At 40.9% G+C, this 2,891-nt stretch carries 2 protein-coding genes, 10 tRNA genes and 1 pseudogene; 10 read left to right on the top strand and 3 right to left on the bottom strand.

The window, feature by feature from the left end:
- Positions 1-67 precede the first annotated feature (67 nt).
- From HT719_RS11130 to HT719_RS11085, 10 genes are all read left to right on the top strand, one after another.
- Positions 68-141: transfer RNA gene (locus HT719_RS11130), tRNA-Arg, on the top strand.
- A gap of 15 nt (positions 142-156) precedes the next feature.
- Positions 157-230 (top strand) — tRNA-Pro (locus tag HT719_RS11125).
- Between the two features lie 5 nt (positions 231-235).
- Positions 236-309, top strand: a tRNA-Met gene (locus HT719_RS11120).
- Positions 310-322: 13 nt separating this feature from the next.
- Positions 323-396 (top strand) — tRNA-Ile (locus HT719_RS11115).
- 10 nt (positions 397-406) lie between these two features.
- Positions 407-496, top strand: a tRNA-Ser gene (locus tag HT719_RS11110).
- Between the two features lie 10 nt (positions 497-506).
- Positions 507-580: transfer RNA gene (locus tag HT719_RS11105), tRNA-Met, on the top strand.
- Between the two features lie 3 nt (positions 581-583).
- Positions 584-656, top strand: a tRNA-Phe gene (locus HT719_RS11100).
- Positions 657-675: 19 nt separating this feature from the next.
- Positions 676-746 (top strand) — tRNA-Gly (locus HT719_RS11095).
- Positions 747-781: 35 nt separating this feature from the next.
- Positions 782-855: transfer RNA gene (locus HT719_RS11090), tRNA-Ile, on the top strand.
- 6 nt (positions 856-861) lie between these two features.
- Positions 862-949: transfer RNA gene (locus tag HT719_RS11085), tRNA-Ser, on the top strand.
- Positions 950-1,136: 187 nt separating this feature from the next.
- On the opposite strand, the gene birA is transcribed toward HT719_RS11085, so the two are convergent.
- The 3 genes and pseudogenes from birA to HT719_RS11070 form a co-directional block, all read right to left on the bottom strand.
- A complete protein-coding gene (gene birA / locus HT719_RS11080) occupies positions 1,137-2,072 on the bottom strand; it encodes a bifunctional biotin--[acetyl-CoA-carboxylase] ligase/biotin operon repressor BirA (protein ID WP_050223738.1) in 936 nt (311 codons plus the stop codon).
- Positions 2,069-2,705 (bottom strand): annotated as a pseudogene (locus tag HT719_RS11075) (AraC family transcriptional regulator); the annotation flags it as partial. The gene birA and the pseudogene HT719_RS11075, both read right to left, overlap by 4 nt.
- Before the next feature lie 3 nt (positions 2,706-2,708).
- Positions 2,709-2,891: transposase (locus HT719_RS11070; protein ID WP_172929232.1), on the bottom strand; the 183-nt coding region annotated here is incomplete at its 5' end.

Here is a 2,891-nt window from a genome sequence, read left to right as displayed (position 1 = left end):
GACTTAAAATCCTGCGATTTGTAACAATCGTACCGGTTCGATTCCGGTCTTCGGCATAATATAATGAGCACCCTTAGCTCAACTGGATAGAGTACCTGACTACGAATCAGGCGGTTAGAGGTTCGACTCCTCTAGGGTGCATTTTTCTATTTAACTCGGGAAGTAGCTCAGCTTGGTAGAGTACTTGGTTTGGGACCAAGGTGTCGCAGGTTCGAATCCTGTCTTCCCGATTCATGGCGGTGTAGCTCAGCTGGCTAGAGCGTCCGGTTCATACCCGGGAGGTCGGGGGTTCGATCCCCTTCGCCGCTATAATGATCTTGTCGGACCTTTAGCTCAGCTGGTTAGAGCTCTCGGCTCATAACCGAGTGGTCGTAGGTTCAAGTCCTACAAGGTCCATTTGAATATTGGAGGATTACCCAAGTCCGGCTGAAGGGAACGGTCTTGAAAACCGTCAGGCGTGTAAAAGCGTGCGTGGGTTCGAATCCCACATCCTCCTTTTTTATTAACGCGGGATGGAGCAGCTCGGTAGCTCGTCGGGCTCATAACCCGAAGGTCGTAGGTTCAAATCCTGCTCCCGCAATAAGGCTCGGTAGCTCAGTTGGTAGAGCAATGGATTGAAGCTCCATGTGTCGGCGGTTCGATTCCGTCTCGCGCCATTTTATTGATAGTATTTATGCGGGTGTAGTTTAGTGGTAAAACTACAGCCTTCCAAGCTGTTGTCGCGAGTTCGATTCTCGTCACCCGCTTTGAACTTTGTTCAAATTACCAAGTTTTTTAACTTGGGCGCGTAGCTCAGGTGGTTAGAGCGCACGCCTGATAAGCGTGAGGTCGGTGGTTCGAGTCCACTCGTGCCCATTAATTGGAGAATTACTCAAGAGGCTGAAGAGGACGGTTTGCTAAATCGTTAGGTCGGGTAACTGGCGCAAGGGTTCGAATCCCTTATTCTCCGTTTTAATGAGAGTTTGTAACTCTCTTTTTCATTTGGCTCTTTGTCAACTGTAGTGGGTTGAAGTCAGCTAATATCTAGAAAGGACAAATTTCGTCCTTTCTTTTTTGGCTCTTTGTCAACTGTAGTGGGTTGAAGAAAAGCTAAAATCTTTATATATTGTCGATTTTATGGTTGTTCTAATTTATTATTACTTCCAACTCTTGAGAGAAATTTCTCCGCTATTGAGCCAGATTTCTTTTCCGTTATCACATTGCACCAAAAGTTTTCCACTTTCAGAGATGTCTTTAGCAAGTCCCTTGTAGTCTTTTTGATCTAGTGTGAAAGTAACTTCTTTTCCAAGAACGAATGACTGTTTTTTATATAGGTATAATAACTCATCTGCTGGTGTTTCGAAGAAAGCACGCCAGATTTCTATGATTAATTCATTCCTTGTTATTGGAGCTGTAGTTTTAAATAAGCTAGCAGCTTTTTCTTTTAATTCCTGAGGGAAGTCTTTAATAGTGAAATTGATACCTACTCCAATAATGATATCTGTGACTAAGCCTGTTTCTACAGAGGTCATTGCTTCAGTGAGAATTCCTCCAATTTTATGATTGTTTAGGTAGATATCATTGACCCATTTTATGTCGACATCTATTAAAGTTAGGTTCTTAATGGCTTTGTAGACAGCTCCAGCTACAAGTAGTGTGTAGGACGGTAATTTGTCATAGGGAAGATTTGGTTTAAGATGGAGGGTCATATAAATGCCACCTTGAGGAGAGTAGAAGGAGCGTTGAAAACGGCCACGCCCTGCTATTTGATAGGAAGCTAGATAGAGGGTGTTTGCTTCATAGCCTAAATCAATTGCTTCTTTTGCATCGAGTTGTGTTGATTTTGTTTCGGGTTTAAAACTGATTTTAATTGGAAGATTTTCTTCTAGAATCTCTGGAAGAATAAGGTCACCATTCATCAGTTTATATCCTTTGTTTTTGATACTATCAATTTCAATGCCTTCTTGTTCTAGGCGCCTGATGGCTTTCCAAATTGATGTTCGGGTCAGTGATAGTTCTTCTGCAATCTTTTCTCCGCTGATATAGTCGTTTTCTTTAGCTAGAATCTGATAGACAGCTTGGTAGGATTTCATAGTGTTGCCTTTCTCACTAGTTGGTATTGAGAGGATTCTTTTCTTGTATGACTTGGGGTCTGATTTAAGTATTGTTTATAAGCTTTTGAAAAATGGAGTGGATCTGAAAAACCTACCGAATATGCAATTACCTTGATGGACTCTTGGGTATTTTCGAGAAGTTGTTTAGCTCGGTGCATTCGAACGTAGAGTAGGTATTCTTTGGGTGATAAGGTATTAAATTCTTTGAATACGCTTGATAAGTAGCTTCTGTGAACGGATAGTTCTTTTGTTAAATCTTGAATTGTAAGTGATTGAGGATAGTGGCTATCAATTAATCGTTTGCATTCAAGATAGAGTTGGTAGGTTGATGAAATATTCTTTTTTCTGATTGGGAGCAATAGTTCCCAGATGAAACATCAGTTCATGGAGTTGTCCCATGATATGGAGTTGAGCTAATTCATTGGATTTTGTAATCTGAGCGAAGCGAACAATGTCTGAGATGAGTTTTGCAGTAGTCTGGGTATGACAAGTTTCAGATTGGATGAGATAGGATTGATCAGAAATTTGAGAAAGAGCAAAAAAATCAGGAGCTTTCCCTCCAGTGATTCCTAACCAGTAGTAGGCCCAAGGTTCTTTACTATCTGCTTGATATAGTCATTTAGTTTTAAAAAAGTGTTCCAAACATTCAAAAATAGTTGGGACTTCCCTTAATAAATCCGTCACTTTCTTTTTCAAGATAGCCCAAGCTTGCTCAATAGGATTCAAATCCGGTGAATATGGCGGTAGAGGTAAGAAAAAGTGTTTATCTTGGATGCAGAGTTCATCCAAAATGTTCTT

The sequence above is a fragment of the Streptococcus sp. k-378 genome (assembly GCF_013277505.1).
GTDB lineage: Bacteria > Bacillota > Bacilli > Lactobacillales > Streptococcaceae > Streptococcus > Streptococcus pseudopneumoniae.
The sequence above is the reverse complement of the archived record's forward strand: the minus strand, read 5'-3'. Positions and strand labels throughout refer to the sequence as shown.